The organism is Rhizobium sp. NLR8a (assembly GCF_019685235.1).
Classification (GTDB): domain Bacteria; phylum Pseudomonadota; class Alphaproteobacteria; order Rhizobiales; family Rhizobiaceae; genus Rhizobium.
Map to the genome: position 1 here is coordinate 643012 of NZ_JABDWI010000001.1, position 26174 is coordinate 669185.

The following is a 26174-nucleotide window of genomic DNA, read 5'->3' on the forward strand; positions in this document are numbered from 1 at the left end:
GTCGGATCGATGGGCTAACGCACCGGATTGGCGATGACGGCCGCCGCCCTGTCGGCAAGGCTGACGCGATCGTTCGGGTTCTTGTTGCCGGCATCCGGCAGCAGCGCGTGGATCGGTGAGGAAGGGCCCTCGTTGAGTGCGGTCAGCGCGACCATATTGGCGGCGATCGAGGCGATCTCCTCGCGGATCGCGCCATCGCGTCCGGTGACGGACTTTGCCTTCTGCAGGCGCTCGGCAAGGGCGGCGCTGCGCTTGCGGACATCCTCGCCCATCTCAGCCGTCACAGCGGCCGTGTCGAGCACGGATGCGGTCGTGTCTTCAGCCGTCAGTTCCGCCGGTAGTTCCGCCGCTATCTTGGCCAGGCCGGCATCGCGCAGCACCCGGTTGATCTTGCGGATCTCGGCATTGGCGGCTTTCAACTGCTCCTTCAACTTGGCGATCTCCTGCTGACGGCGGGCGAGCTGCGTTTCCTTCTCGGCGGCGGAAGCGCTTTCGCGTGCAGCCTTGTCCTCCAGGCGGATCACCATATGCTGCTGCTGCGTCAGTTTCTGTTCGGCATCCCTAGCCCGCTTCTGGAGCAGGTTGACGTCCTGGCGCAATGTGTCGCGTTCGTCGCGCAGCGCGTTGGCGCGGAATTTCAGGCTTTCCGCTTCGGTCTCACGCGCGGCGAGATCGATTCTCAGCCCGTCGGCCTGTTCGATGAGTTTGCTCAGCCGCGTTCGCATTGTCGCCAGTTCGCTCTCCTTGTCGGCGGCGGATTGTTCGGCAATATGCAGATTGGTTTTCAACTGGCTGATGTAGTTCTCATCCTTGCGCAGGTGCGAGCGCTGCTCGGCCGCCTCGACATGCATCTCGCCGATCTGGGCCTGCAATTCGCCGATCTCGGCGGCGAGCCTGCCGGCATCGACGGCGAGCGCATCGTGGCGCAGTTGGAGCGACAGGGATTTCTCGCGCTCACGCAGAAGGTCCTGGGTGGTGCGGGCATTCTCGGCGGCATGAAGCGCGCGCACCATATCCTTCTGGGCGCGAACCTCCTGCGGGCTCAGCGGCATCGTCGCCTTGAGACGGTTTTCGGTATACCAGACAATGCGGCGGTGAACGGCCGGCGAGACCAGAAAGACGAGGAAGGCCGCGGTCAGGAAGCCCAATCCGAACAAGAGAGCGTATTCGATCACGGCGCGGCCATCGATTCGACAGTTAATACGGGGTCAGCCGCGATGATTAAGCAGGCATGGCACGCATGGCAAGGCCGCCGATGCCGGCGGCAGCCGATTCCTGCCGCTTTACCGCCTCAGAAGGGGTTCCAGGTCGGCGCCTGGGTGATCTTGAGATAACCGACATTGACCCCGAGGCGGGCGCCGACGCCAGTGCGGATCGGCACAACCAGCACGTCATTGTTTTTCAGCACCGTCATGCCGAAGCCGGCGATCACATAGGCCGAGCCACTGACGCCGCCGAAGCGGGCATAGATGCCGTCGATGGAGGGCAGGTCGTAGACCAGCATCATGACGCGCGAACCCTGGCCGCCGTAATCGATGCCGAGAGACGGGCCCTGCCAGTAGAGCGGATGCTCGCCGGCGTTCTTGGTGTTGAGTTGGCCTTCGCCGTAGGTGAGACCGGCGATGAAGGCGCCGCCGCCTTCCTGCCCAAGAATATAACCGTTCGGCAGGCCGTATTTCTGGAAGGCGCTCTCGACCACCTTGGCAAGGCCGCCGCTGGCGGAGCCGAAGAAGGAGTGGCCGGCATCGATGATTTCCTGCATCGTATACTGACCGTTGTTCTGGGCCGCGGCCGGCCCGGCAATCATCAGCGAGGAGAAGACGAGGGCCGAAAGCAACCTGCAGAAGCCAATGAATCGGTGCGGAAATCGAGGGCGCATGATGTCATCCGTTCGTCGTTTGGCTGGAGCGGGCACCCGCTCGCGTCGATTGCTGCATTTTGCGCCGATGATCTTAACAATCGGTTTACCAAATATGGTGTCATTATGGCACTGAATACGATCGCAAACTTCGCGCAATTTTGATGAAGCATATTTGCGGGCGCGATGAGATTGCCGCCCTCAGGAGACGATGATGTCCAAGAACCCGAACCTCACCCTGTCCGGCCCGGATCTGGCCGCGCTTCTCTGCAGCCGCGTTTGCCACGATGTCATCTCGCCCGTCGGCGCGATCAACAACGGCCTGGAGCTTCTGGATGAAGGCGGCGCTGATTCCGATGCAATGGATCTGATCCGCACCAGTGCGCTCAACGCTTCCGTCCGCCTGAAATTCGCGCGCCTCGCCTTCGGCGCATCGGGTTCAGTCGGCGCCTCGATCGATACCGGCGAGGCCGAGCGGGCCGCCAAGGATTTTGCCCTCGCCGAGAAGAAGACCGAGGTGATCTGGAACGGACCGCGTGCCATCGTGGCCAAGAACCGCGTCAAGCTGTTGCTCAACCTCTTCCTCGTCGCCTATTCGGCGATTCCGCGCGGCGGCGTGCTCGAGGTCACGCTCGAAAATCCTGAATTCGAGGCCAAGTTCACCCTCTCGGTGAAAGGCAAGCTGATGCGTCTGCCGCCGAAATTCGTCGAGATATCGACGGGGACGATCGAGGAAGCGATCGACGCCCATTCGATCCAGCCGTACTACGCCGTGCTTCTGGCCGAGGAGTGCGGAATGACGCTCGACCACAGCGCAAGTCCGGACGAACTGGTGTTCACGGCGACGGTTGCTGCGGTCTGATTTTTCGGCGTGCAGCAGCATGCTCTCGCCCGTCCGGTAACGATTCCTTAGCCTGATGGACCTATTCTCTTAGGTTGTGGAAGACCCCTCGTTGCGACGAATGCGGGGAAAGGAGTAGTCATGCAAAGGTTCATGATCACCGATAATTCGGACATTGTCCGTAAGGTCGGCAAGCGCATTCTCTCCGAACTCGACTTTCTCGTCAGCGAGGCCTCCGATGCCGCCGAGGCGCTGCAGCGCTGCCAGGCAGAGTTGCCGGAATACCTCATCGTCGATTCCGGCATGGAAGGTGCGCTCGACCTCATCGCGGCGATCCGCGCCATGGACGGCGGCAAAGAGGTCAAGATCTATTACTGCGTCATCGAGGCGGATCTGAAGAAGCTGATGGCGGGTAAACGAGCCGGCGCCACCGATTTCCTGCTGAAGCCGTTCGATCGTAAGATCCTAACCGCCGTTTTCGGAAACCGCGCGATTGCTGCCTGACATCAGCTTTCTTCCCGGCCGCATCGGCCGTCCCTGAGCATAGTGCCGCAAGCGCCGCCGGGCTCCGGCTGACGCTGCGCTTTTCCTTGACCGGAATGTTAACCTGTTCGGCCAGATCAGGCGGAATCCCTCTAACGGGGCGGCAGCGCCGGCGGTGCAAACGAAAAATCCCGCCGAAAGGGCGGGATTTCGTCATCCGATACGGGGGATCGGAAGATCAAGCGGTTTCCGCATATTCGGTGCCATCCGGCTCGCGAAGAACGTAACCACGGCCCCAGACGGTTTCGATGTAATTGGCGCCGCCGGCGGCGTTGGCGAGCTTCTTGCGCAGCTTGCAGATGAAGACGTCGATGATCTTCAGCTCCGGTTCGTCCATGCCGCCGTAAAGGTGGTTCAGGAACATTTCCTTGGTGAGAGTGGTGCCCTTGCGGAGCGAAAGCAGCTCCAGCATCTGATATTCCTTGCCCGTCAGATGGACGCGCTGGCCGCCGACTTCGACGGTCTTGGCGTCGAGATTGACGATCAACTCACCGGTCATGATGACCGACTGGGCGTGACCCTTGGAGCGGCGAACGATAGCGTGGATGCGGGCGACGAGCTCGTCCTTGTGGAAGGGCTTGGTCATGTAGTCGTCGGCGCCGAAGCCGAGGCCGCGAACCTTGTCCTCGATGCCTGCCATGCCCGACAGAATGAGGATCGGTGTCTTGACCTTGGACAGCCGGAGAGTGCGGAGCACTTCATATCCGGACATGTCGGGCAGGTTCAGATCGAGAAGGATGATGTCGTAATCATACAGCTTGCCCAGATCGACGCCTTCTTCACCGAGATCGGTGGTGTAAACATTAAAACTCTCTGATTTGAGCATCAATTCGATGCTCTGCGCCGTAGCGCTGTCGTCCTCGATGAGAAGTACCCGCATAATTATCCCCTTTACCGCCGCCGAAAGGTGGTCTGGCCCCCTACACGCTACCCGAACAAGCTACGTGATTTGGAAGCTGCCACGAAATGGTTAACAAATTCTAATTCACTCTGGCAAGGAGTATCGAATTTATTAAATAATTTTTCCATTTCTCTGTTTTCCAATAGGAATCTCAAAAAGGCGTTCCTCAACGTTAACATTAGGAAACAGCGCTAACTGATTCATCCGACTCGCCAATGAAAAGGTTCGAACTTCGTGCCGTGGCATTTACCGACCCTTAAATCATCGGGCCTATCATTAACGATGCCCGTAAACGAAAGGTTACCAGCGGTAGGTTTTTGTTAATATCGCAGGAAATTTTTTAGCAAACCGTGTCAAAGCGGCGCGCAGGGCGGTTTCAAGTTGAGCCGGGGTCTCGCATCACGGGAGTAATGCGTATGAAGTCGCGAGAAAGTCTCGTTCGCCTGAAAGAGTTTCAGGTGAACGAAAAACGACGTCAATTGCAGCAATTGCAGATGATGATGTCCGAATTCGAACGGATGACGAAGGATCTGGAGAGCCAGATCGTCGTCGAGGAAAAGAAGTCCGGTATATCCGACCCGAATCACTTTGCTTATCCGACCTTCGCCAAGGCCGCGCGTCAGCGGGCCGACAACCTGCAGGTTTCGATCAAGGAACTGAAGATGCAGGAAGAGGCGCTGGAACTGGCGCTTGAGGAAATGCAGGCGGAATATGCAAGGGCGACGGCGCTGGAAGAACGTGACAGCGGCGTCCGCGCCGCCAGGGCCTGAGAGAAAATGCGGGCGCCGGCGTCGGCGCCTGACGATCGCCTGAGAGAGGCCATGTATGATGGGCGCGCTGTCCGTCATACATGGCTTTTGGTGTTTCCCGCCTTTTGCGTCCGCACGCCGCCGCTCCCCGCGGCGACCGCTTCAGGCGTCGCGAATCAATTCACGACATCCTGCCATTCCGGATGACGTTGCGCCTGCCCCTTGAAGAACGGGCAGAGCGGGATGATCTTCCAACCGCCAGCGCGGGCCGCTTCCACCGCGTGCAGAGCCAATGCCTGGCCGACACCCTTGCCGCGCAGGGCATCGGGAACCGCCGTGTGATCGATGATGACGAGCTTCGGCGAGGTTCGCGAATAGGTCATCTCCGCCTCGTGCCCCTCGACGTCCACGGCATAACGGCCACCGGATACGTCTTCCTCATTTCGGATATCCATCGTCTTTCCTCGTGCACAGATATTAATCGCAGCCGACGGTGACACGGCGGCGCGGTCGTGCCAAGGCGGTAGAACAGTTCCTCAGGGAGACGCAGTGTTCATGAAAAATGTCGGATCGACGCGAGGCTCTGGGGCAATGAGCGCGCTTTCGATCATCCGCCCCGCTCTTCTCGTGGCCGCGCCGTTCCTCCTGGCGCTCGGCCTGATCTTACCGCTGGTCCGTTTCGAGACGCTGTATTTCTTCGATCAGACCCCTTCGCTCATCGAAATCGTCGTCTCGCTCTGGCAAGGCGGCGATGGGCTGCTGGCGGCGGTCGTCGCGCTGGTCTCGATCGTGCTTCCGTTTCTGAAGATGATCGGGATTGCGGCGGAAGCGACGGCTGCCGGCAGCGGGGCCGGGAGGCAGTTCTATCGGCGCGTCGTGCCGCATCTGTCCAAGTGGTCAATGATGGACGTGCTGCTGGTCGCGATCGTCATTGCTGCGGCGAAGACAACGGGGTTGGCGGATGCCTTCACGCAGCCCGGCCTCTGGTGCTACGCCGCCTCGTCAATAATTTCGGGCCTTCTTCATTCCCTGATGGGAGATGCGTCCGGCCCGAAATAAATGTCGACGATGGCGCGCGATCAGTGGCGATATTGCTGGATGCGCGTGGTGCGCAGGCCGGCGAGGCCATGGCTGTTGATCGACGACTGCCAGGAAAGGAACTCTTCGACCGTGAGCGTGTAACGCTCGCAGGCCTCTTCCAAGCTCAACAGGCCACCGCGAACAGCCGCGACAACCTCTGCCTTGCGGCGGATCACCCAGCGCCGCGTATTGGGCGGCGGAAGGTCCGCGATGGTCAGGGGGCTGCCATCGGGGCCGATGACATATTTCACTCGGGGACGTATCATTTCGGTCATTGGACTCTCTACACAACGCAAGACCACGAGCGCCACTCTAGCCTGCCACATTTAAAAATTGCCTAAGCCCAACGTAAGACTTTGATAACAAATTTAGATGCCCGGAGTGGCCGGTGAACGAGCGAAGCAAAATCCCGCCGGCTCTCACGAGCACGTCGATCTCTTCTACGGCATCGGAACGGTGACGCCGATGAAGCGGACGGTTCCGCCGATCTTCCGTGAGGAGGGATCGATTGCGGGAAGTGCGGCCGATCAGGAAAATTGCCGCCGCTGCGCGCTCTTCCAGGTGCCCGGCCTGAAAAACGGCTTCGCCTTCGCATTGCCAACATTGACCTGAAACAATACATTTTCGCTACTCGGGCAGCCATGCATTCTATGGCAGTGCGCTTTAGCTGCGGGAGCTTCTGGAGCAGCTCTCAGGCAACAGCAATCCTGAAGATGGCTCGCCGGCAACGTCTAGCCGGCCCCAGATCGGAGAGCTGCGCTGTCGGCGAATCGCAAGAGCAGCGATGAGATCGCGATCATTCTCGATCTCTCGTCGCACGCTGTCGACGGTTATCTGAAGAGCGCGATGTAAAAGCCAGACAGGGTCAACCGCACGCAGGCGGTCGCCAGAACGGCACCGGCCGCCCTGAGGCAGCCGGTCCTTTTTCACAAAAAGGCGAGAGCAATTCCAGGCAAAGCGTAAAGTGCTTTTGCCGGGAATTGCACAATACAAAAGGTTAGAGCGGTTCTGCGCTTCCGTGGAAAGCTGAACCGCTGTTAAAAGCCTTTTCCGCCGGTCACTTCTGACACAACGGTCCCGACGATGATGCGCATGTCCATCAAGATCGAGAAATTCCCGACATAATAAAGATCACAAGCGATGCGGGCGCGCGCCTTGGCGGGACGATCGGTCGGACCGCGCAGGCCACGCATCTGGGCAAGACCGGTCATGCCGGGGCGCATGGCGTGGCGCTGATGATATTCCGGCACGAGCTCTTCATAGAGCATGCCGCCGGCGCGCATGCCGATTGCATGGCAGCGAGGACCGACGACCGACATATCGCCCAATAGCACGTTCAACAGCTGCGGCAACTCGTCGATATTCGTGCGGCGCAGAATGGCGCCGATGCGGGTGATACGGGGGTCGTTCTTCACCGTCTGGGCGACGCCCGAGACATCGCAGAGATCGGTACGCATGGAACGGAACTTGTAGACCTTGATGGCCTTGCAGTTCTTACCCCAGCGGGTCTGCTTGAACAGCACCGGTCCCGGGCTGTCGAGCTTGATCAGCAGGGCGACGAGGAGAAGGAAAGGGGCGAGGACGAGGAGGGCGCTCAACGACGAAACTATGTCGAACGCCCGCTTCAGGGCGAGATCCACCCACGGCGCCTGGGAGGCATCGCTATGGATGACAGGGGTTTGAATCTTCAGGCTCGGCTGCTGGCGGCGGCTCGGCCGAAAGGAATCAGTCGAAATGGTGTTGTTTAATTCCGTGATGCTCAAGGATCGTACTCTGTTGTCTTCGAGGGGCGCGGCGGCAATAGGCGATCAATGGTTTGCCCTGTGACCAGGGCTGCACTCAGGTGTTGGTAACCCTACTAAAACGGAAAAATGCGACAATTGTGTAATGGTGTCCAGAGAAATATCGCATCGCAACAAATCTTTCGCACTTGCGTTAAGTTGAGGCAACCTCATGATATTTCGTTAATAATTGGAATTTCGTCAAGGTTTCTAGGCTCTTGGCGAGGGCTTCCACAGGTCTGTCCTCGTGTTGTTTCGACACGCGACCGACGGTTGGCCGACGGCATTTTTAACGAATTCCGACGTGAATTTTTTTGCCGGATATGTTCGGCCGTTCTCAATCTGTGTCAAAATATGACAAAATCAAGGCCGAATCGGCAGGGGTTCGAACCGGTGAAGATGGACGTTAAGCCCAGACCGGGAATCACGCGCGCCGCATCGGCCAAATCACTTTCCGATTTCTACGAGTGTCTGCGGTGCGGCTCGAACGCGGCAGGACGATATTTGAACGATTAAGAGCAGGGGCCGCTTGGTCGCCACGCGCCAAGGCGTTCGTGGAGCGGGCGGCAGGCGCAGAACATATCATGAGCGGGACCGCGTATCATGGCATTTGCGAATGCCCGCGGACGGTCACGCCGGTTCGAGGACGCGTTTCCTGCCGCCCCAGGAAATGAAGTTCGGGTTGGCGAAGTCGAAATCGGCCGCTGTCCCCGTCTTGCCATAGGTCAGCAGCGCTCCGTCGAGCGTCACCGTCGATCCCCCGGCAGCGCGCAGCACCGCATCGCCGGCCGCGGTGTCCCACTCCATCGTGCGGGTGAAGCGTGGATAAACGTCGGCCTTGCCTTCCGCCAGCAGGCAGAATTTCAGCGAGGAGCCGATATTGGTGCATTTGGAGATCGCGTGATCGGCGAGGAAGGTTCCCGTCTCCGGGCTGTTGTGACGAAGGCTTGCAAGTGCAAGCCGGTCGTCCGGCTGCTCGCGCACGGCAATTGCGGTGCGCGCCCCGATGGTGAAGTCCTCGGTGACATCAAGCCTTTCGGCACGGCCGCGCTCTCCTAAGAAGGCGAGCCCGAGCGCCGGCGCGTAGACGATCCCGGCGACCGGGGCGCCGTTCTCGATATAAGCGATGTTGACGGTGAATTCCTGCCGTCCGTCGACGAATTCACGGGTGCCGTCGAGCGGGTCGACCAGGAAGAAGCCGCGGCCGCTGATGTCGGGCACGCTTCCAGCGGCAACCGACTCTTCCGCCACGACGGGTATATCGGGATAATCCCTGGACAGATGGGCGAGGATGATGCGTTCGGCCTCCTCGTCGGCAACCGTAACCGGGCTCGCGTCCGCCTTCATGGTGATGGGAAAGCCTTCGCGCAAGATCGCGATGATGGCCTTACCGGCTTCGAGCGCCGCCTTTTCAAATGTCGTCAGCATTGTCCTTTTGCCGTTCGCCGCGCCGCGAGCGCCCGCTGTCGCTCGTCGTCAACCATCCCTGTCGCACCAGATATCGATATGGTGGTTCTCGCCGCGCCCCGCACCCCCGATAACGCAGATTGAAGATGCTACCATAAGTTCCCGCAGCTGTCAGGCGAGGATGGCGGCATTTACCTGTGAAATACCATTCGCAAAAACTGCAGGCTCAAGGGTTGAATTTGCGCTTTCTTCCAGCCTTATGGAATAGCTTACGCGGAAAGCGGCGCAGGAAATCGACGGCGCGCTTGCCGGATGGTTAAGCCGGCAGCAGGTTTTGGCTAAAAATGGGTCGGTCTTTGCCGATTTTCTGTGGATTCTGGTTCAAAATGCGCCATTTAGGCCTGTTCGAATAAGAATCTGCTGGCGTAAATCCTTTTTGTCTTCACATTTTCACCGAAACCGCTATGCATGCGGCCTATGAGGTTCCTTGAACGAGGAGCCGAATAACCAAAAAGAGATGCAGCATCTTCGGCTCGCATCCAGGGGAAAACGACATATGGAGTATTTCGTCCAGCAGCTCTTCAATGGGCTGACGCTCGGATCCATCTATGGCCTCGTGGCTATCGGCTATACGATGGTTTATGGCATTATCGGCATGATCAATTTCGCCCATGGCGACATCTTCATGCTCGGTGGTTTCGCCGCTCTTATCGTCTTTCTCGTCCTCACATCCATCTTCGCAGGTCTCCCGGTGGCAATTTTGCTGCTGGCGATGCTTGTCGTCGCGATGCTGATGACGAGTCTGTGGAATTGGACGATCGAGCGTGTCGCCTACCGTCCGCTGCGCGGATCCTTCCGCCTTGCACCGTTGATCACCGCGATCGGCATGTCGATTGTGCTGTCCAACTTCATCCAGGTGACGCAGGGGCCGCGCAACAAGCCGATCCCGCCGATGGTGAGCTCGGTTTACCAGTTCGGCAACATCTCGGTGTCGCTGAAGCAGATCATCATCATCCTGATCACGGCGGTGCTGCTGACCGTCTTCTGGTATATCGTCAATCACACGGCCCTCGGCCGCGCCCAGCGCGCCACCGAGCAGGATCGCAAGATGGCGGCGCTGCTCGGCGTCAATGTCGACCAGACGATCTCGATCACTTTCGTCATGGGGGCGGCGCTGGCTGCCGTCGCCGGGACGATGTATCTGATGTATTATGGCGTCGCTTCGTTCGCCGATGGTTTCACGCCGGGTGTGAAGGCATTTACCGCAGCCGTTCTCGGCGGCATCGGCTCGTTGCCGGGCGCCGTTCTTGGTGGGCTGATGATTGGCCTGATCGAATCGCTGTGGTCAGCCTATTTCACCATCGCGTATAAGGATGTGGCGACCTTCGCCATCCTCGCTTTCGTGCTGATCTTCAAACCGACGGGCATCCTCGGACGGCCGGAAGTCGAGAAGGTATAACGTCATGGCAAATATCGAGAATTCTGCAGGCAAGCCCGATGCCGGACTTGTCCGCAAAGGTCTTATCGAAGCCCTTTTCGCCGCCGTTCTCTCCCTCGGCATGTTCGTTCTCTATGTCGGCCTGAAAACCGATCAGAACATCAACAACGAGCTGATCATCGTCCAGCGTTGGGGACTGCTGGCGATTTTTGTCGCTATCGCCGCGATCGGCCGTTTCGCGATGGTCGTTTTCATCAAGCCGAATATCGACCGCCGAAAACTCCGCAAGGCGCGGGAAGGCGATCTCGACATTTCGACCGAGAAGAGTTTCTTCCATCGGCATTTCCTGAAGATCGCGCTGCTCGCGCTACTGCTTTATCCCATGGTGATCGTGGCGCTCGTCGGCGCTCAGGGCTCGTTGAAATGGGTCGACAATTTCGGCATCCAGATCCTGATCTACGTGATGCTCGCGTGGGGACTGAACATCGTCGTCGGCCTCGCGGGCCTTCTCGATCTCGGCTATGTCGCCTTCTATGCGGTCGGCGCCTATTCCTACGCCCTGCTGTCGAGCTATTTCGGCCTGTCCTTCTGGTTGCTGCTGCCGCTTTCCGGCATTCTCGCAGCGCTCTGGGGCGTCATTCTCGGCTTCCCGGTGCTGCGCCTGCGCGGCGACTATCTCGCCATCGTCACGCTCGCCTTCGGTGAAATCATCCGCCTCGTCCTGATCAACTGGACCGACGTGACCAAGGGAACCTTTGGTATCTCGAGCATTCCCAAGGCGACGCTCTTCGGCATTCCTTTCGATGCGACGGCCGGCGGCTTTGCCAAGCTCTTTCACCTGCCGATGTCTTCCGCGTACTACAAGATTTTCCTCTTCTACCTGATCCTGGCGCTGTGCATGCTGACGGCCTACGTCACCATCCGCCTGCGGCGCATGCCGATCGGGCGTGCCTGGGAAGCGCTGCGTGAAGACGAGATCGCTTGCCGTTCGCTCGGCATCAACACGGTGACGACCAAGCTGACGGCGTTCGCGACGGGAGCCATGTTCGGTGGCTTCGCGGGCTCGTTCTTCGCCGCTCGCCAGGGATTCGTCTCGCCGGAATCCTTCATCTTCCTGGAATCGGCCGTCGTTCTCGCCATCGTCGTTCTCGGCGGCATGGGCTCGCTGACCGGCATTGCGATCGCCGCGATCGTCATGGTGGGCGGTACCGAAGCGCTGCGCGAAATGGATTTCCTGAAAGCAGTCTTTGGGCCCGACTTCACGCCGGAACTCTACCGCATGCTGCTCTTCGGTCTCGCCATGGTGGTCGTCATGCTGTTCAAACCGCGCGGTTTCGTCGGATCGCGTGAACCAACCGCCTTCCTCAAGACACGCAAGGCCGTATCTGGAAGCTTCACCAAGGAGGGCCACGGTTGATGAGCCCCGTCACCAATACGATGTCGAGCGACACGCTTCTCAAGGTCGAGCACCTGTCGATGAAGTTCGGCGGCCTGATGGCCATCAACGACTTTTCCTTCGAGGCCAAGCGCGGCGACATCACCGCGTTGATCGGTCCGAACGGCGCCGGCAAGACCACCGTCTTCAACTGCATCACCGGCTTCTATAAGCCGACGATGGGGATGATCACGCTTAATCAGAGAAGCGGCAAGCAGTACCTGCTGGAGCGTCTCCCGGACTTTCGCATCACCAAGGAAGCCAAGGTGGCGCGAACGTTCCAAAACATCCGGCTGTTTTCCGGCCTGACGGTTCTGGAAAATCTGCTCGTCGCCCAGCACAACAAGCTGATGCAGGCGTCGGGTTATACCATTCTCGGCCTCATCGGCATCGGTCCCTACAAGCGAGAAGCGGCCGCATCGATCGAGCTGGCGCGCCATTGGCTCGAGAAGGCCGATCTGATCGACCGTGCCGATGATCCGGCAGGCGACCTGCCTTACGGCGCCCAGCGGCGTCTCGAGATCGCGCGTGCAATGTGCACGGGCCCAGAATTGCTTTGCCTGGACGAACCGGCCGCAGGCCTCAACCCACGCGAATCTGCTAAGCTCAACGAGCTTCTGCAGGGCATTCGAGCCGATACCGGAACCTCCATTCTCCTTATCGAGCATGACATGTCTGTGGTTATGGAAATCTCCGATCACGTCGTCGTGCTTGAATATGGCCAGAAGATTTCCGATGGCACGCCCGACCATGTGAAGCACGACCCGAAGGTCATTGCGGCCTATCTCGGCGTCGAGGATGAAGAAGTGGAAGAGGTGATCGCAACCGTCGAGCAGCTCGAAGGAGGCGCAAACTGATGGGCGATGCAGTCATGACGGGTCAACCGCTTCTTCAGGTGAATGGCGTCGAAACCTACTACGGCAATATCCGCGCGCTGGCCGGCATCGATGTCGAGGTCAACAAGGGCGAGATCGTCAGTCTGATCGGCGCCAATGGCGCCGGCAAGTCGACGCTGATGATGACGATCTGCGGCAGCCCCCAGGCCCGTAAGGGCTCCGTCGTCTTCGAGGGTCGCGAGATCACCCGTATGCCGACCCATGAAATCGCACGCCTGCGCATCGCGCAGTCGCCGGAAGGGCGTCGCATCTTCCCGCGCATGACGGTCATGGAAAACCTCCAGATGGGGGCGGGTCTCGACAATCTCAAATATTTCGCCGAAGACGTCGAGAAGATCTTCACGCTCTTCCCGCGTCTCAAGGAACGTCACGCCCAGCGCGGCGGCACGCTTTCGGGCGGCGAGCAGCAGATGCTGTCGATCGGCCGCGCGCTGATGGCGCGCCCGAAGCTGCTGCTGCTCGACGAACCTTCGCTCGGCCTGGCGCCGCTGATCGTCAAGGGGATTTTCGAAGCAATCCGGAAGCTCAATGAGCAGGAAGGCCTCACCGTGTTCCTTGTCGAGCAGAATGCATTCGCGGCGCTGAGACTCTCGCACCGCGCTTACGTGATGGTGAACGGCAAGGTGACCATGAGCGGCTCCGGCAAGGAACTGCTCGCCAATCCGGAAGTCCGCGCCGCCTATCTCGAAGGCGGAAGACATTAGTCGAAGGGAGAGTTTGACATGCAGGGACTTTTCTTCGAAAGCGACGACGGCGTCCGGGTTGTCATTCGCGCCCTCGTCGTACTGATCGGCTTCTGGACGGCTTGGCGAGCCGGCAAGGCGGTGGCTGACGGCTGGAACAATTATCCGCTCGCCGTCGTCTACACTTTCCTCCTTGCCTGGGCGATGCAGTTTCTGCACCACGCCCTGTTCAATGGGCCGATGCTCAGCGGTCTCTTCTATGGCATCGACTTCGTGACCTTGCTGGTCTTCTCGACGGCCGGCTACCGCTTTCGCCGTACCAATCAGATGGTCAACAACTATTACTGGCTGTACGAAAAAACTTCCGCGTTTTCGTGGAAGGACAAACATTGACAGTCCGTTGAAACTAGGCATGAATTGCCTTCAGAGTGGAACAGCTTTCCTGGCGCAGTCGATGGTGGGTAATGCGCCGGGCCTTGGACCAGAACCCGCCCAAAAATTGGGAGTAACAATATGAAGAAGTCTCTTCTGTCGGCAGTGGCTCTGACGGCGATGGTCGCCTTCAGCGGCAACGCTTGGGCCGACGTCCTCATCGCTGTCGCTGGTCCGCTGACCGGCCCGAACGCCGCTTTCGGCGCTCAGCTTCAGAAGGGTGCCGAGCAGGCAGCCGCCGACATCAACGCTGCTGGCGGCATCAACGGCGAGCAGATCAAGATCGAACTCGGTGACGACGTTTCCGACCCGAAGCAGGGCATTTCGGTCGCCAATAAATTCGTTGCCGACGGCGTCAAGTTCGTCATCGGCCACTTCAACTCGGGCGTTTCGATTCCGGCTTCGGAAGTCTATGCCGAAAACGGCATCCTCGAAATCACCCCGGCCGCCACGAACCCGAAGTTCACGGAACGGGGCCTCTGGAACACGTTCCGCACCTGCGGCCGTGACGACCAGCAGGGCGCCATCGCCGGCAAGTATCTCGCCGACCACTTCAAGGACGCCAAGATCGCCGTCGTTCACGACAAGACCCCCTACGGTCAGGGCCTTGCAGACGAAACCAAGAAGGCGATGAATGCCGCCGGCCTGACGGAAGTCATGTACGAAGGCATCAACGTCGGCGACAAGGACTTCTCGGCGCTCATCGCCAAGATGAAGGAAGCCGGCGTCTCGATCATCTATTGGGGCGGTCTGCACACCGAAGCCGGTCTCATCATCCGTCAGGCCGCAGACCAGGGCCTGAAGGCAACGCTGGTTTCCGGTGACGGCATCGTTTCGAATGAACTGGCTTCGATCGCTGGTGACGCTGTCGCCGGTACTCTGAACACCTTCGGCCCCGATCCGACGCTGAACCCGGCCAACAAGGAGCTCGTCGAAAAGTTCAAGGCCGCCGGTTTCAACCCAGAAGCCTATACGCTCTACTCCTACGCAGCGATGCAGGCGATCGCCGGCGCAGCCAAGGCTGCCGGTTCGGTGGATCCTGAAGCCGTTGCCACGGCCATGAAGGAAAAGGGTCCGTTCCCGACTGTTCTCGGCGACATTTCGTTCGACGAAAAGGGCGACCCGAAGATTCCTGGCTACATCATGTACGAATGGAAGAAGGGCGCGGACGGCAAGTACACCTACGTCCCGCAGGGCATGTAAGCTTCGCTTGCCTGTCGATAACATGATCTGATCGAAGCCCGGTTCGGCCGGGCTTCTTTCTTTTTAGGGACATCTCAATCGTGGTGCGCCCTTTCGAGGCGAGGGACGTGCCGGATCGAGCCGTTCGAAAGCTTGCAACCGACATCGCGCCGGGTGGCGCTCCGTTTCAATATCCCTCACATTTCATGCAGAACATGCGTCGCCTTCACGGCCGCCGACGCCCGGTTTTCGACGCCGAGTTTCACGTAGATCTGTTCGAGGTGCTTATTCACGGTGCGCGCCGACAAACCCAGTATTTCGCCAATGTCACGGTTGGCCTTGCCCTTGGCGATCCAGAGCAGCACTTCGGATTCTCGTTGGGTGAGCGAAAAACGCTGGCGCAGCATCTCGTCGTCGCTGCGCTGGCTGGCGGCAGTGAGGCGGAAGAGATATTCATCCGGGCCAATTGCGCCTAGGAAGGCGAGCTGCAGCGCCGCCTGGCCGGCATGGGTGATTGAGATGATGCCGTCGCGCACTGCTGCCCCGCGGTCACGCATCCAGCCGGCGATATGGCGGACGACGATCTCCATGCCATCGTCACTGCCCATGGCGGCATTGACCAGCCGGGTCGCCTGCGGCGTCGACCAGTGGATCGCGCCGTCGCCCTTGACCGCCAGCAGGTGACGGCCGGCAGCGTCCAGTGCAACGCGGGCGCTCTGGGCCGAGCGGGCATTGCGCAGATGGACGCGGATGCGGGCGCGCAGTTCGTCGATGTTGATCGGCTTGGTGAGGTAATCGACGCCGCCGGATTCCAGCGCGTGCACGACATGCTCGGTCTCCGTCAGACCGGTCATGAAGATGACGGGCACCTGCGCTACAGTGGCATTCGCTTTCAGCCTTCGGCAGGTCTCGAAGCCGTCCATTACGGGCATGACGGCGTCGAGCAGGATGAGATCAGGCGTGATCCGCTCGACGATGCCAAGCGCTGCCGTGCCCGAGGTGGCGATCAGCACGGAGAAGCCGGATTGTTCGAGCGCGTCTGTGAGGAAACCGAGCGCTTCGGGCGAGTCGTCGACCAGCAGAACGATGTCGCGAGGGAGGGCCGGCTCAGCCAATGGATTCCACCTTTTCGTCGAAGTCGTGCAGGAAGGTCATGAAGCCGGCCAGATCGAAGGCGGCCACATAGGGTCGAAGAGCCTCGGTGAATGGCCGATTTGCCTCCACCTTGGCAAGGTCCGAAAGCTTGGCTTCGATGCCCCTGATGTAACCGATCTCGCCGAGCCGCAGCAATTCCTGCACATGGGCTGCACCCGGGCCCAGCATCGGCGCTGCGATCTTTGCAGGAGCGGCGGGGGCGTCATCGGCATAGACCCAGTTCAGGCCAAGATGCAAGGCGAGCTTGTCGCGCAGCCGGCGGATGTCGACGGGCTTGCCGATCGCATCATTGTGGCTGTCGTCGCTGTCACTTAGAACCGTCGCATCACCGATATTGGCCGAAAGCATCACAACCGGTGCTGTCTGGCCGGCCTCGCGCAGACGCGAGACGAGCTGCCAGCCGCTCATGCCGGGCATCAGGATATCGACGAGGAACAGATCGGGCAGGATGCCGTCGATCAGCGTCAGGCATTCGGCGCCGCCTGCGGCCGTCAGCACGATGAAATCGAGCGGCGCCAGGATTTCGCGCATCATCTCGCGGTGATCCTCATTGTCGTCGACGACGACGATGGTGCGGCGCGGACCGTCGTAACCGACGATGCGTTTTTCCTGCGGCGGCGCGGCGGCGCGCATGACGGCGGACAGCATCAGCCGCACACGGAATGTCGAGCCTTCGTCCTTGACGCTCGATACCGCAATCTCGCCACCAAGCGTGTTGGTCAGAAGCCGGGTGATGGTAAGCCCGAGACCGAGGCCCGGCATCGGCCGCACGCTGTCTGCCTCGCCCCGCTGGAAAGGTTCGTAGATCCGCATCAGGTCCTTCTCGGCGATGCCGCGGCCGGTATCGGTGACGGTGAAGGTCGCGACCTGGCTGCGATAGGCGACATCGAAGGTGACGCTGCCTTCGTCGGTGAACTTGATGGCATTGGAGAGCAGGTTGACGAGAATCTGGCGCAGGCGCTTTTCGTCGGTGCGGACGAATTGCGGCAAGGCGGGCGAGCGATCATGGATGAAGGCGAGCCCCTTTGCCTGCGCCTGCGGCCGAAACAGCTCGATGATCTGGTCGAGGAAATCCTGGATGTTGATCTCGTTGGAATAGACCTGCAGGCGGCCGGCCTCGATCTTGGAGATATCGAGCAGGCCGTCGATCAGCCCGGAGAGATGTTCGGCGCTGCGGCGGATGACCTTGATCGAGGATTGGCGCGGCGCCGGGATCGTTTCGTCGCGTTCGAGGATCTGCGCATAACCGAGCACGGCGTTCAAAGGCGTGCGCAGCTCGTGGCTGAGGCCGACGACATAGCGGCTCTTGGCGCGGTTGGCAGCCTCGGCCGTCTCCTTGGCGTTCTGCAGCGCGGCATCGGTTTTCTTGTGGGCGGCGATTTCCTTGAGCAGCAGCGTGTTCTGACGGGAGGATTCCTCCTCGGCAACGACACGGCTGTCATGGGCGAGCACATAGAACCAGCAGACAACGCCTGAAATCACCGAAAACACGAAGAAGACGATGAGGATCGTGCGATTGACCACGTCTGCCGTTTCCGGCGAAGCGGAGGCAACCTGATGGGCGATCATCGCCAGGATCGCGCCGATGGCGGTCAGCGCCAGCGCAACGGCGATGGCGTAGCGGCCGAGGCGCGTCGTCAGCTTGCCCAGAATGCTCTCGGGCAGCAGCGTTCTCGCGACCGTGCCGACCTGGGCATTGAAGCGAGCGGCTGGCTTGCACATGTCGTGGCAGCGGCTGTCGAGCGAACAGCAGAGCGAGCAGATCGGTGCGACGTAGGCCGGACACCAGGCCATATCCTCTGGCTCGAATGGATGCTCGCAGACGGAACAGGTGATATTCGTCTGGTTCTTCCAACTCTGGCGCGGCTTGCGCGCGAGGTAGAATTTTCCCTTTGTCGCCCAGGCGAGCGCCGGCGTGGCGATGAGGGCGATGACGAGGGTGATATAGGGGGCGAGTGAAGCGGCTGTCTCGCCGAAGGCGCCGAAATGGGCGACCAGCGATATCGTCGCCGACAGCGTCATGGCGCCGAGGCCGACCGGGTTGATGTCGTAGAGATGGGCGCGCTTGAACTCGATGCCAGGAGGGGCAAGTCCCAGCGGCTTGTTGATGAAGAGATCGGCCGAGATCGTGCAGAGCCAGGCCATGGCGATGATCGAGAAGATGCCGAGCGTCTCTTCCAGCAGCCGGTAGATGCCGAGTTCCATCAGGAGCAGGGCGATTGCGACGTTGAAGACAAGCCAGATGACGCGGCCGGGATGGCTGTGGGTCAGCCGCGAGAAGAAGTTCGACCAGGCGAGCGAGCCGGCATAGGCGTTCATCACGTTGATCTTGAGCTGCGAAACGACGACGAAGGCGGCCATCAGCAGCAGTGTGGCGTTATGCCAGGGAACCATGTAGCCGAAGGCGGTCAGATACATCTGCGCCGGATCGGCGGCACGGTCGAGAGGCACGCCCGAGGCGAGGGTCAGCACGACGAGGAACGAGCCGGCAAGCAGCTTCGGTGCGCCGATGATGACCCAGCCGGGACCGGCGAGGAAGACGGCGAGACGATGGCGCCACTTGCGCTGCGAGACCGGCGGCAGGAAGCGCAGGAAGTCGGCCTGTTCGCCGATCTGCGACATCAGCGCCAGGATGACGGCGGAGGCCGCGCCGAATTCGACCAGATCGAATTCGGCAACGGTGCCAGCCGGACCCGAAGCATGATGGATGCCGGCGAAGGCGCGCCAGAGATCGAACTTTTCCCAGTCCATGAAGGCGATGAAGATGAAGGGCAGGATATTCAGCACGATCCAGAAGGGCTGGGTCATCAGCTGGAACTTGCTGATCAGCCGCACTCCGTGCGTCACCAGCGGGATCACCATGACGGCGCTGATGATATAGCCGATCCAGAGCGGGATGCCGAGGGTGAGCTCCAGCGCCCCGGACATGATCGAGGCCTCGATCGCAAACAGCATGAAGGTGAAGCCCGCATAGATCAGCGAGGTGATGGTCGAGCCGATGTAGCCGAAGCCGGCGCCGCGGGTCAGAAGATCAATGTCGACGCCGTGCCGGATGGCGTATCGGCTGATCGGCAGACCGATCGCCAGCATGGCGACCGAGGCGACGATGATCGCATAAAAGGCATTGGTGGTGCCGTAGGAGAGGGTGATCGCGGCGCCGATCGCTTCGAGCGCCAGGAAGGAAATTGCACCGATGGCCGTCTGCGAGATGCGCTCGGAGGAAAAATGCCGGGCGCTCTTTGCGGTGAAGCGCAGCGCGTAATCTTCCAGCGTCTGGTTGGCGACCCAGCGATTATATTCGCGTCTCACCGGAATGATGCGTTGGCGCGCTGTCATGCCCTCTTTCCGGCACTCTCGTTGGGCTCATCGTTTCCACTGCAGTTTTGGCGGGATGGACGGGAAAGGCAAGAGGCTGAGCACTGGCGGATTCGCAGAACAGTAATATTTTTGAAACGGCGCTGTCACATAAGCGCTCTAACCCTCCTGCCGTTCGTTCAACCATTTCGGGTGCAGCCATGTCTGTTTCAAAACTTTGCCGCCTGAGCACCGCTCTTGTCTGCCTCCTTTCGATCGTGCCATCGCTTGCCGCCGCCGAGCAGACCACGGCCGCGAAAGCGCCTTATGCTGAAACAGGAAACACCAATAAGCGCGGTGACGCATGCTTCTCGACGGTGGACACCAATGCTGCCGTCCATCTTCTCTCCGGCCTTCTCGAGGTCTGGACCCCGCGCACGCCTTTCGTCGATGCCGGTGTGGAAGCCGCAGCCAAGGACAATTGCCCTGCAGTCGCCAAGACGGATTGGGACGGCATCCCTTTCAGCAAGACCGACGGCCAGATCGTCAACAAGCCAGTCCACGATGCGAACATCGCCTATGTCGTGAAGGCGACGAAGGCGCGGACGGCCGAGCAGGCGGTTGCCGCCTATCTCGACGATCGGCGCGGCAAGAATACCAGCATCGTCGATGGTCTCGGTCCGCTGACGGATGCCTGGAAGGCCGGTTCCAAGCAGATCACCACGATCACTGAGGTGGCGGCCGACGCGACGACGGTCAAATATGACGACAAGGGTAACAATCGCGGCGCCGGCAGCAAACCGGACACGGAAAACAAGACCGATGCCAATCCGGACATGGGTCTCGCCATCGACTTCATCAACGCCGCGAGCGGCGATGGCTCGACAGAGCCCGCCAAGCGCTATTTCAAATATGCCCGCCCCTATCGCTGGAGCCCGGACGTTTCGGTCGTCCCGACGCTCGAGCCCGCCAAAAGCGGCAAGCCGGTCGAGGACGGTGGCTTCCCCAGCGGACATACGGCGGAAGCCTGGCGGGATGCGCTCGCCATGGCCTATCTGGTGCCGCAGCGATTCCAGGAAATGATCGCGCGTGCCAGCGAAATGGGTGAAGACCGCATCCTTGCCGGAATGCACTCTCCCCTCGACGTTATGGGCGGCCGCATGCTCGGCACCGCCACGGTCGTTTATAACCTGAACAAGTCCGACGATTCAGCGCTGAAGAGCGCCGCCTACGCCCAGGCGCAATCATGGCTGATCGCCAAGTCGGGTGTTGCGGATGCGGGTGCGCTCGAAGTCGCAGCCCATGCGGCGCCACTTTCGGCGGACCGTTTCGCCGATCATGATGCCAATCGCGCTTACGTTCTGCAGCGCCTGAGCTATGGCCTGCCGACGATCCATGCGACCGATCAGCCGGCTCGCGTGCCGGAGGGCGCCGAAACGCTTCTCGAAACCCGTCTGCCTTATCTCGATGGTGAACAGCGCCGCGAGGTGCTTGGCACAACGGAAATCGCTTCGGGCTATCCGCTGCTCGACGACGCGGAAGGCTACGGTCGCCTCAATCTCTTTGCCGCCGCCGACGGCTATGGCGCCTTCAAACAGGATGTGACCGTGATGATGGATGCGGCAAAGGGTGGCTTCAATGCGATCGACACCTGGCGCAACGACATCGGCGGCAAGGGCAAGCTGGTAAAACGCGGCAGCGGCATTCTCGGTCTTTCCGGTGCCAACAGCTATGCTGGCGGCACCGTGCTGGAAGAGGGCGTGCTGGTAGCCGGCTCCCCCTCGGCCCTCGGCGCCGGCGGGTTGATGGTCAATGGCGGTTCTCTCATCGTGGCGGCCGACAAGCCCTTGGCCGTGGGCGGCGACTATCAGCAGCTCGCCAGTGCGACGGCGAAGCCGACGCTCGGCGCGAATGGCGCCGGCACGCTGGTCGTTGCAGGCAAGGCGACGCTCGCCGGCGATCTTGACGTGACGCTCGCCCATGGCTTTGCCCCGGCGCCGGGAACGAAGATCGAAATCCTGAAGGCCGCGGCTGTCACCGGCACCTTCGGCAAGTTCACCATCTCCGGCCACAGGGCGACCGTCTCCTACGGCCCGACCTCGGTCACCCTGACGATCCACGGCTAATATCGAACCGACAGGGCATCCCCTTTGATGGGGATGCCCGTGCTTTCCCGGCGTGCTCATTCGACCCCTGCGCCTACGTCATTTTGCGTATGTGTTTTCGCGCTGCAGCACCCGATAGTCCCCTCGGCAACAGTTAACTCCGTTTCCGGCCTGTTGCGGAACAAGAGAGGGGATCAACCAATGAATCTCAAATCCACGATTACCGGTGCCGCGCTCGGCGCCGTCATGGCAGCGTCGGCTGCCTTCAGCTGCGCGGTGGCCGCCGATGACACGATCAAGGTCGGCGTGCTGCATTCGCTCTCGGGCACGATGGCGATTTCCGAAACCACCCTGAAAGACGCCATGCTGATGCTCATCGACGAGCAGAACAAGAAGGGCGGTCTTCTCGGCAAGAAGCTTGAAGCCGTCGTCGTCGATCCGGCTTCCGACTGGCCGCTCTTCGCCGAAAAGGCCCGCGAACTGATCGAAAAGGACAAGGTCGCCGCCGTCTTCGGCTGCTGGACCTCGTCCTCGCGCAAATCCGTCCTGCCGGTTTTCGAAGAGCTGAACTCGCTGCTCTTCTATCCCGTGCAGTATGAAGGCGAAGAATCCTCGCGCAACATCTTCTATACGGGTGCGGCCCCGAACCAGCAGGCGATCCCTGCCGTCGACTACCTGATGAACACTGAAGGCGTGAAGCGCTTCGTGCTCGAAGGCACCGACTACGTCTATCCCCGCACGACCAACAAGATCCTCGCGGCCTATCTCGAATCCAAGGGCATTCCGAAGGAAGACATTCTCGTCAACTACACGCCGTTCGGCTTCTCCGACTGGCAGACCGAGGTCGCCAAGATCAAGGAATTCGGCTCGGCCGGCAAGAAGACCGCCGTCGTCTCCACCATCAATGGTGACGCCAACGTTCCCTTTTACAAGGAACTCGGCAACCAGGGCATCAAGGCGACCGACATCCCGGTCGTCGCCTTCTCGGTCGGCGAAGAAGAGCTTGCCGGTCTCGATACCAAGCCGCTGGTCGGCCATCTCGCCGCCTGGAACTACTTCGAGTCCGTGGAAAGCCCGGCCAACAAGAAGTTTATCAAGGAATGGCATGCCTTCACCAAGAACGACAAGCGCGTGACGAACGACCCGATGGAAGCCGCCTATATCGGCTTCAACGCCTGGGTGAAGGCCGTACAGGCCGCCGGCACCACCAATACCGATGCCGTTCTCGACAACATCATCGGCGTCACCGTTCCGAACCTCTCCGGCGGCTATGCCACCGTCATGCCCAACCACCACATCACCAAGCCGGTGCTGATCGGTGAAATCCAGGCTGACGGCCAATTCGAAATCGTCCAGCAGACGCCCGCCGTCGTTGGTGACGAATGGTCTGATTACCTGCCCGACTCCAAGGACCTGATCTCCGATTGGCGCAAGCCTCTCTCCTGCGGCAATTTCAACGTTGCCACCGGCAAGTGCGGCGGCAAGGGCTCCTGAGGAGACCCATCCGCTGATACCTGAAGACTTCCGTCCGGAGCCGATCCGGGCGGAAGCTCCGTCCTTACCGCTGCGCCGCAAGGCCGACGACACTCAAGGCGAGAGAGCCGATGTTTCGCGCCATCAAGATTCTCCTTCTGACATTTTGTCTGATGCTTCCGGGCCTGACGCTTTCTGTGACTGGCCTTCGCGCCGAGGACGACGTGCACGCTCTCGTCGATGCGCTCGGCGTCGGCGGCTTTCCCGAGCGCGAGGCGGCCATCCGGGCGCTCGCCGCGTCCGGGGATTCGCATGTGAGCCAGATCCTGCAGCAGCTGAGCGATGGCCAACTCTACGTCAATTCGGAGGGCGGTCCCGTTCTCGTTCAGGATGGCACGGAGGACGAGCCCACCTATTCGGACCCGATCACCGCCGAGGCGGTTGCCGATGTCGACCCCGACATGATGTCGAAGGTCAAGATCAACAATTCGCTACGCACCACGATCACGACTGTGATGAGCCAGCTGACGCTTTTGAGCCCGAATCGCTCCGCGCGGCTCACGGCGGCCGAGGGCATGTTGAGGGATGCCGATCCCGCCAATCTCGAACTGCTGAATTCGGCTCTTTCAGCCGAGAAGGACGGCCAGATCAAAAACACGATGGAAGCGGCGCGGGCCGTGATGGTGCTGAAGAGCGATGCCGGCATCGAGGAGAAGCGGGCCGCCATCGACATGATCGCCGCCCGCGGCGGCCGCGATGCGCTGACGATCCTGACGACGGCGATGACGAATGCCCCCGACGATCTGAAGCCCGCGATCCAGACGGAGATCAATGCGATCAACCGCGACCTGGCACTCTGGGATGTCGTCCAGAACATCTGGTACGGCCTGTCGCTCGGCTCGGTGCTGCTCTTGGCCGCGATCGGCCTTGCCATCACCTTCGGCGTTATGGGCGTCATCAACATGGCGCATGGCGAGATGGTGATGATCGGCGCCTATACGACCTACGTTGTGCAGGAATATATCACCTCGGCCTTTCCGTCGCTTGCCGATTATTCGCTTGCCTTCGCGGTGCCGGCCGCCTTCGTCTTTACCGGTTTCGTCGGCCTCGTCATCGAGCGCGTCGTCATCCGTTATCTCTACGGCCGGCCGCTGGAAACGCTGCTCGCCACCTGGGGCGTATCGTTGATCCTGCAGCAGGCGATCCGCAGCTATTTCGGCCCGACCAACCGCGAGGTGCGCAATCCGAGCTGGATGTCCGGCGCCTTCGATTTCGGCGGGCTCGTCATCACCTGGAACCGGCTCTGGATCATCGTCTTCTCGATGGTGGTGTTCCTGACACTCCTGATGTTGCTCAAGCGCTCCGCCTTCGGCCTGCAGATGCGGGCGGTGACGCAGAACCGACGCATGGCCTCGTCGATGGGCATCCGCACCGGCTGGGTCGACGCCTTCACCTTCGCGCTCGGCTCCGGCATCGCCGGAATGGCCGGCGTGGCGCTCTCGCAGATCGACAATGTCTCGCCGAACCTCGGCCAGAACTACATCATCGACAGTTTCATGGTCGTCGTCTTCGGCGGTGTCGGCAATCTCTGGGGAACGCTGGTCGGCGCGCTGTCGCTCGGCGTCGTCAACAAGTTCCTCGAGCCCTTCGCCGGCGCCGTGCTCGGCAAGATCCTGGTGCTCGTCTTCATCATTCTCTTCATCCAGAAGCGTCCGCGCGGGCTCTTCGCACTCAAAGGAAGGGCGGTGGAAGCATGATAACGGCCTTCCTTCTCCGGTCTCTCGATCGCAGGATCTCCATTGCCGTCGCCCTGTTGCTGGCGGTCGCCATTCTCGTGCCGGTGCTGAACCTTGCTACCGGCCCGACGCACCCGCTGCACGTGCCGACCTATATCATGGCGCTGTTCGGCAAGTATCTGACCTATGCGCTGCTGGCGCTGGCGCTCGATCTCGTCTGGGGCTTCTGCGGCATCCTTTCGCTCGGCCACGGCGCCTTCTTCGCGCTCGGCGGCTATGCGATGGGCATGTATCTGATGCGCCAGATCGGCTCGCGCGGCGTCTACGGCGATCCCATCCTGCCCGATTTCATGGTGTTCCTGAATTGGAAGGAACTGCCCTGGTTCTGGTACGGCTTCGACCAGTTCTGGTTCGCGGCACTGATGGTGCTCCTCGTGCCCGGGCTGCTCGCCTTCATCTTCGGCTGGTTCGCCTTCCGCTCGCGCGTCAACGGCGTCTATCTCTCGATCATCACCCAGGCGATGACCTACGCGCTGCTGCTTGCCTTTTTCCGCAACGACATGGGGTTCGGCGGCAATAACGGCATGACCGATTTCAAGGACATCCTCGGCTTCAACATCCAGGCTGACGGCACACGCGCCAGCCTCTTTGCCGCGACCGCGGTCTTCCTGGCGCTGTCGCTCACGATCGCCTCGGCAATCGTACGTTCGAAATTCGGCAAGGTGCTCGTCGGCGTGCGCGATGCGGAAAGCCGCACACGCTTCCTCGGCTACCGCGTCGAGCATTTCAAGCTCTTCACCTTCGTCGTCTCGGCGATGATGGCCGGTATTGCAGGCGCGCTCTACGTGCCGCAGGTCGGCATCATCAATCCTGGCGAATTCGCGCCCGCCAACTCGATCGAAGTCGTCATCTGGACGGCGGTCGGCGGGCGGGGAACGCTGATCGGGCCGATCATCGGCGCGATCCTCGTCAACGGCGGCAAGACGATCTTCACGGGCCTCTTTCCGGAGTTCTGGCTGTTTGCGCTCGGCGGCCTCTTCGTCGCCGTCACGCTGTTCCTGCCGAAGGGCGTCGTCGGCACGATCTCGCACCATCTCGGCAAACGGAAAGCCGTCTCCGATTCTGTCCCGCCGGCGGCAGAGGAAGATGGCATCGAGCCGAAAATCCACGCAGCGGAGTGAACAC

24 protein-coding genes are annotated in these 26174 nt (G+C 60.6%); 15 read left to right on the top strand and 9 right to left on the bottom strand.

Going from position 1 to position 26174, the window contains the following annotated elements; genetic code table 11:
• Window positions 1-14: 14 nt before the first annotated feature.
• Window positions 15-1175 carry a hypothetical protein gene (locus tag HJC04_RS02895; RefSeq protein WP_210630078.1) on the bottom strand — a complete coding sequence of 387 codons (1161 nt, stop codon included), beginning with the start codon at window positions 1173-1175 and terminating at the stop codon, window positions 15-17.
• A gap of 116 nt (window positions 1176-1291) precedes the next feature.
• The gene (locus tag HJC04_RS02900; RefSeq protein ID WP_210630079.1) at window positions 1292-1879 is read right to left on the bottom strand and encodes a DUF1134 domain-containing protein; all 588 of its coding nucleotides are present in this window, start codon (window positions 1877-1879) and stop codon (window positions 1292-1294) included.
• A 193-nt stretch (window positions 1880-2072) separates the two neighbouring features.
• On the opposite strand from HJC04_RS02900, the gene chpT reads away from it, so the two are divergent.
• On the top strand, window positions 2073-2720 hold the full coding sequence (chpT, locus tag HJC04_RS02905) for a histidine phosphotransferase ChpT (protein WP_210630081.1): 648 nt from the start codon (window positions 2073-2075) through the stop codon (window positions 2718-2720).
• A 120-nt stretch (window positions 2721-2840) separates the two neighbouring features.
• Window positions 2841-3203 carry a response regulator gene (locus HJC04_RS02910; RefSeq protein ID WP_210630083.1) on the top strand — a complete coding sequence of 121 codons (363 nt, stop codon included), beginning with the start codon at window positions 2841-2843 and terminating at the stop codon, window positions 3201-3203.
• 217 nt (window positions 3204-3420) lie between these two features.
• On the opposite strand, the gene ctrA is transcribed toward HJC04_RS02910, so the two are convergent.
• Entirely contained in the window at window positions 3421-4122 is a 702-nt protein-coding gene (gene ctrA / locus HJC04_RS02915; RefSeq protein ID WP_007533606.1) for a response regulator transcription factor CtrA, read from the bottom strand.
• 437 nt (window positions 4123-4559) lie between these two features.
• Here ctrA and HJC04_RS02920 point away from each other — a divergent pair, with 437 nt between their 5' ends.
• Window positions 4560-4913 carry a flagellar export protein FliJ gene (locus HJC04_RS02920; protein ID WP_210630084.1) on the top strand — a complete coding sequence of 118 codons (354 nt, stop codon included), beginning with the start codon at window positions 4560-4562 and terminating at the stop codon, window positions 4911-4913.
• Between the two features lie 155 nt (window positions 4914-5068).
• Here the strand turns inward: HJC04_RS02920 and HJC04_RS02925 are convergent, their stop codons facing one another.
• Window positions 5069-5347 carry a GNAT family N-acetyltransferase gene (locus tag HJC04_RS02925; protein ID WP_221144671.1) on the bottom strand — a complete coding sequence of 93 codons (279 nt, stop codon included), beginning with the start codon at window positions 5345-5347 and terminating at the stop codon, window positions 5069-5071.
• Window positions 5348-5483: 136 nt separating this feature from the next.
• Here HJC04_RS02925 and HJC04_RS02930 point away from each other — a divergent pair, with 136 nt between their 5' ends.
• Window positions 5484-5951 (top strand): paraquat-inducible protein A, encoded by a 468-nt coding sequence (locus tag HJC04_RS02930; protein ID WP_210630088.1) that lies wholly within the window; start codon window positions 5484-5486, stop codon window positions 5949-5951.
• Window positions 5952-5971: 20 nt separating this feature from the next.
• On the opposite strand, the gene HJC04_RS02935 is transcribed toward HJC04_RS02930, so the two are convergent.
• On the bottom strand, window positions 5972-6247 hold the full coding sequence (locus tag HJC04_RS02935) for a DUF1153 domain-containing protein (RefSeq protein WP_007533628.1): 276 nt from the start codon (window positions 6245-6247) through the stop codon (window positions 5972-5974).
• A 106-nt stretch (window positions 6248-6353) separates the two neighbouring features.
• Here HJC04_RS02935 and HJC04_RS02940 point away from each other — a divergent pair, with 106 nt between their 5' ends.
• Window positions 6354-6584 (top strand): hypothetical protein, encoded by a 231-nt coding sequence (locus HJC04_RS02940; protein ID WP_221144673.1) that lies wholly within the window; start codon window positions 6354-6356, stop codon window positions 6582-6584.
• Between the two features lie 425 nt (window positions 6585-7009).
• On the opposite strand, the gene HJC04_RS02945 is transcribed toward HJC04_RS02940, so the two are convergent.
• Both HJC04_RS02945 and cysQ read right to left on the bottom strand, forming a co-directional pair.
• Window positions 7010-7735 (bottom strand): sugar transferase, encoded by a 726-nt coding sequence (locus tag HJC04_RS02945; RefSeq protein ID WP_210630091.1) that lies wholly within the window; start codon window positions 7733-7735, stop codon window positions 7010-7012.
• Between the two features lie 648 nt (window positions 7736-8383).
• Window positions 8384-9181, bottom strand: a complete 798-nt coding sequence (cysQ, locus tag HJC04_RS02950) for a 3'(2'),5'-bisphosphate nucleotidase CysQ (RefSeq protein ID WP_221144674.1) — start codon at window positions 9179-9181, stop codon at window positions 8384-8386.
• Window positions 9182-9716: 535 nt separating this feature from the next.
• On the opposite strand from cysQ, the gene HJC04_RS02955 reads away from it, so the two are divergent.
• The 6 genes from HJC04_RS02955 (at window position 9717) to HJC04_RS02980 (ending at window position 15247) form a co-directional block, all read left to right on the top strand.
• The gene (locus HJC04_RS02955) at window positions 9717-10619 is read left to right on the top strand and encodes a branched-chain amino acid ABC transporter permease (RefSeq protein ID WP_064811172.1); all 903 of its coding nucleotides are present in this window, start codon (window positions 9717-9719) and stop codon (window positions 10617-10619) included.
• A 4-nt stretch (window positions 10620-10623) separates the two neighbouring features.
• A complete protein-coding gene (gene livM / locus HJC04_RS02960; protein ID WP_210630095.1) occupies window positions 10624-12015 on the top strand; it encodes a high-affinity branched-chain amino acid ABC transporter permease LivM in 1392 nt (463 codons plus the stop codon).
• Complete coding sequence (locus tag HJC04_RS02965) at window positions 12015-12890, top strand: ABC transporter ATP-binding protein (protein ID WP_210630096.1); 876 nt, start codon at window positions 12015-12017, stop codon at window positions 12888-12890. Before livM ends, HJC04_RS02965 begins: the two co-directional genes overlap by 1 nt.
• On the top strand, window positions 12890-13633 hold the full coding sequence (locus HJC04_RS02970) for an ABC transporter ATP-binding protein (RefSeq protein WP_176536353.1): 744 nt from the start codon (window positions 12890-12892) through the stop codon (window positions 13631-13633). Before HJC04_RS02965 ends, HJC04_RS02970 begins: the two co-directional genes overlap by 1 nt.
• An 18-nt stretch (window positions 13634-13651) precedes the next feature.
• Window positions 13652-14005 (top strand): DUF6867 family protein, encoded by a 354-nt coding sequence (locus HJC04_RS02975; RefSeq protein WP_184453684.1) that lies wholly within the window; start codon window positions 13652-13654, stop codon window positions 14003-14005.
• Window positions 14006-14125: 120 nt separating this feature from the next.
• Window positions 14126-15247, top strand: coding sequence for a branched-chain amino acid ABC transporter substrate-binding protein (locus HJC04_RS02980; RefSeq protein WP_020922104.1), 1122 nt, complete (start codon window positions 14126-14128; stop codon window positions 15245-15247).
• A 176-nt stretch (window positions 15248-15423) separates the two neighbouring features.
• On the opposite strand, the gene HJC04_RS02985 is transcribed toward HJC04_RS02980, so the two are convergent.
• Both HJC04_RS02985 and HJC04_RS02990 read right to left on the bottom strand, forming a co-directional pair.
• Window positions 15424-16341 (bottom strand): response regulator transcription factor, encoded by a 918-nt coding sequence (locus HJC04_RS02985; protein WP_210630097.1) that lies wholly within the window; start codon window positions 16339-16341, stop codon window positions 15424-15426.
• The gene (locus tag HJC04_RS02990; RefSeq protein WP_221144675.1) at window positions 16334-19717 is read right to left on the bottom strand and encodes an ATP-binding protein; all 3384 of its coding nucleotides are present in this window, start codon (window positions 19715-19717) and stop codon (window positions 16334-16336) included. Before HJC04_RS02990 ends, HJC04_RS02985 begins: the two co-directional genes overlap by 8 nt.
• Before the next feature lie 179 nt (window positions 19718-19896).
• On the opposite strand from HJC04_RS02990, the gene HJC04_RS02995 reads away from it, so the two are divergent.
• The 4 genes from HJC04_RS02995 (at window position 19897) to urtC (ending at window position 26170) form a co-directional block, all read left to right on the top strand.
• Complete coding sequence (locus HJC04_RS02995; protein WP_210630100.1) at window positions 19897-21801, top strand: phosphatase PAP2 family protein; 1905 nt, start codon at window positions 19897-19899, stop codon at window positions 21799-21801.
• Between the two features lie 180 nt (window positions 21802-21981).
• Complete coding sequence (urtA, locus tag HJC04_RS03000; protein WP_210630102.1) at window positions 21982-23274, top strand: urea ABC transporter substrate-binding protein; 1293 nt, start codon at window positions 21982-21984, stop codon at window positions 23272-23274.
• Window positions 23275-23384: 110 nt separating this feature from the next.
• Window positions 23385-25010 (top strand): urea ABC transporter permease subunit UrtB, encoded by a 1626-nt coding sequence (gene urtB / locus HJC04_RS03005; RefSeq protein ID WP_221144677.1) that lies wholly within the window; start codon window positions 23385-23387, stop codon window positions 25008-25010.
• Entirely contained in the window at window positions 25007-26170 is a 1164-nt protein-coding gene (urtC, locus tag HJC04_RS03010; protein WP_221144679.1) for an urea ABC transporter permease subunit UrtC, read from the top strand. Before urtB ends, urtC begins: the two co-directional genes overlap by 4 nt.
• Window positions 26171-26174: the final 4 nt, after the last annotated feature.

Coding starts and splice junctions, on each gene's coding strand:
- HJC04_RS02900 (WP_210630079.1), bottom strand. CDS start 1,879: ATGCGCCCTCGATTTCCGCACCGATTCATTGGCTTCTGCAGGTTGCTT.
- chpT (WP_210630081.1), top strand. CDS start 2,073: ATGTCCAAGAACCCGAACCTCACCCTGTCCGGCCCGGATCTGGCCGCG.
- HJC04_RS02910 (WP_210630083.1), top strand. CDS start 2,841: ATGCAAAGGTTCATGATCACCGATAATTCGGACATTGTCCGTAAGGTC.
- ctrA (WP_007533606.1), bottom strand. CDS start 4,122: ATGCGGGTACTTCTCATCGAGGACGACAGCGCTACGGCGCAGAGCATC.
- HJC04_RS02920 (WP_210630084.1), top strand. CDS start 4,560: ATGAAGTCGCGAGAAAGTCTCGTTCGCCTGAAAGAGTTTCAGGTGAAC.
- HJC04_RS02925 (WP_221144671.1), bottom strand. CDS start 5,347: ATGGATATCCGAAATGAGGAAGACGTATCCGGTGGCCGTTATGCCGTG.
- HJC04_RS02930 (WP_210630088.1), top strand. CDS start 5,484: ATGAGCGCGCTTTCGATCATCCGCCCCGCTCTTCTCGTGGCCGCGCCG.
- HJC04_RS02935 (WP_007533628.1), bottom strand. CDS start 6,247: ATGACCGAAATGATACGTCCCCGAGTGAAATATGTCATCGGCCCCGAT.
- cysQ (WP_221144674.1), bottom strand. CDS start 9,181: ATGCTGACGACATTTGAAAAGGCGGCGCTCGAAGCCGGTAAGGCCATC.
- HJC04_RS02955 (WP_064811172.1), top strand. CDS start 9,717: ATGGAGTATTTCGTCCAGCAGCTCTTCAATGGGCTGACGCTCGGATCC.
- livM (WP_210630095.1), top strand. CDS start 10,624: ATGGCAAATATCGAGAATTCTGCAGGCAAGCCCGATGCCGGACTTGTC.
- HJC04_RS02965 (WP_210630096.1), top strand. CDS start 12,015: ATGAGCCCCGTCACCAATACGATGTCGAGCGACACGCTTCTCAAGGTC.
- HJC04_RS02970 (WP_176536353.1), top strand. CDS start 12,890: ATGGGCGATGCAGTCATGACGGGTCAACCGCTTCTTCAGGTGAATGGC.
- HJC04_RS02975 (WP_184453684.1), top strand. CDS start 13,652: ATGCAGGGACTTTTCTTCGAAAGCGACGACGGCGTCCGGGTTGTCATT.
- HJC04_RS02980 (WP_020922104.1), top strand. CDS start 14,126: ATGAAGAAGTCTCTTCTGTCGGCAGTGGCTCTGACGGCGATGGTCGCC.
- HJC04_RS02990 (WP_221144675.1), bottom strand. CDS start 19,717: ATGACAGCGCGCCAACGCATCATTCCGGTGAGACGCGAATATAATCGC.
- HJC04_RS02995 (WP_210630100.1), top strand. CDS start 19,897: ATGTCTGTTTCAAAACTTTGCCGCCTGAGCACCGCTCTTGTCTGCCTC.
- urtA (WP_210630102.1), top strand. CDS start 21,982: ATGAATCTCAAATCCACGATTACCGGTGCCGCGCTCGGCGCCGTCATG.
- urtB (WP_221144677.1), top strand. CDS start 23,385: ATGTTTCGCGCCATCAAGATTCTCCTTCTGACATTTTGTCTGATGCTT.
- urtC (WP_221144679.1), top strand. CDS start 25,007: ATGATAACGGCCTTCCTTCTCCGGTCTCTCGATCGCAGGATCTCCATT.